Below are 1,537 nucleotides of genomic sequence, written 5' to 3'. Positions count from 1 at the left end.
CCGTACGCTTCGCACGACCATCACTACCCGCGCCGAAAGCTCATCGACTGCACGCCAGCACTGCTGGCACCCAAGCCACTGTCAGTGCCAAAAAGAGACAGGATGCGTATCTAAGCGAACAGTATTGAGACCCGACCCCCGAGCGTCCATCCCATTCAGGTTGTGAGTTTATTTCAGCAACTCCGCGATCTCCACGCCTGCTGTGCTCAGTACGACGCCGACGAATAGCCAGGAGGCCCCAATGGCTGATATGTGCACACCGCCAGTTCCTGTGGCTTCAAGCTTTTCCCGGATAACAGTATCTTCAATTTGTCGTGCCTTTTCTTCATTCCTCAACGCTTCGCCAGCCTTGCGAAATTCCTCATCCATTTCTCTCTCAGTGCTACTAATACGCTCATGAATCAGGTCCACGTTCTTCTCAAGGGCGTCGACGCGTGAGTCGAGTGTTGGGTTCGGGCCCGGCCCATGAGTGGTATAGGCTCTTGCCCTACATGTGTCGACGCCAATAGAGGTTGCCGCGGCCGCGGCCACAACATTCCTACGGAGAAGAGGAAAGCGACCGAACCATGATTTAGCCTTTGCGGCAAATGATGGATGCCCGAATAGCGCCCTGGTTTCAGAAATACCCCAAATCACAGTACCAATGCCGAGTACTTGAAGAATCAGGCCAGTAAGGCGAATGACCGGCTCGGTGGTATGAGGACGAAGAGACACCGCCAACGCGACTGCAATTACACCGAGCGCAAGCCAAGCAAAGCGGGCCTCAACCAACCAAGTCCACAGGGCGCGAATTCGAGACGTGTTGACAGGCATGGGCTACTCGTTCATGACACTCAATGTAGAGTTAACGGCCAGGAAGAAAGCGTAGATTTTTGATCATCCCTGTTGAGCGCCATCATAGAGCTAGTTCCTGAAAAATGATGGAGAGTATATTTTTTCAAACGCCTTTCTATCAATTGATTTTCCGCTCTCAATCCACTTTTCTGCGTCGCTCTCTACTTCGGCAAGAAACTTTAGGTAGCTCCTGTGGCCTTCTGTCATCGGAGATAGGTCGGGATTGCACTTGTTGTCGATGTGATAGCGGACGTGCCATCTGATCGCTGCAGAATTTGTGTACTCCGCTTTGATCATTTCTCCCCATTCTTTGCCAAATATTACAGTTTCTTCTGTTACGCCGTTTCTTTGGTGGTGCTTCTGTATCGCTGTCGTTAGGTTTCGAATGCTCTCGAGCCCTTCGTTTAGGCTACGAATTAGGGAGTGTATGAGTTGATATGAGATTCTTTGGTTTTGGTTCAAATATAAAAGAGCATCTTTATAGTAGTTTGAAAAAATATGATTTGAGATGCCAATGCAGACTGAGCTGTCAACGCCTTTTGCTCCGTATATTTGTAAATCTCTGGCGCAGGAGGTGGGAGTGTCAGAATTTCTGTGTGTGAGGCGCTCTGAATCGCTTCCTGAGTTGGAAACGCGGTTTTCATTTTAGGCGATGATCCGTGAAGCGGTCCTCGTAGAGGATCGCGAACTGATTCATTGCCGC

At 50.0% G+C, this 1,537-nt stretch carries 2 protein-coding genes; both read right to left on the bottom strand.

Annotated features, from left to right (window positions below; all coding sequences use genetic code 11):
* Positions 1-168: 168 nt before the first annotated feature.
* Entirely contained in the window at positions 169-813 is a 645-nt protein-coding gene (locus I8J34_RS24005; RefSeq protein ID WP_214364156.1) for a hypothetical protein, read from the bottom strand.
* 479 nt (positions 814-1,292) lie between these two features.
* A partial coding sequence (locus I8J34_RS24000) for a hypothetical protein (RefSeq protein ID WP_214364155.1) occupies positions 1,293-1,537 on the bottom strand: 245 nt, incomplete at its 5' end.

The organism is Denitromonas iodatirespirans (assembly GCF_018524365.1).
GTDB classification, from domain to species: Bacteria; Pseudomonadota; Gammaproteobacteria; order Burkholderiales; family Rhodocyclaceae; genus Nitrogeniibacter; species Nitrogeniibacter iodatirespirans.
The sequence above is the reverse complement of the archived record's forward strand: the minus strand, read 5'-3'. Positions and strand labels throughout refer to the sequence as shown.

Bases quoted from the DNA above. Each gene is read 5' to 3' on its own strand.
- I8J34_RS24005 (WP_214364156.1), bottom strand. From the start codon at position 813: ATGCCTGTCAACACGTCTCGAATTCGCGCCCTGTGGACTTGGTTGGTT.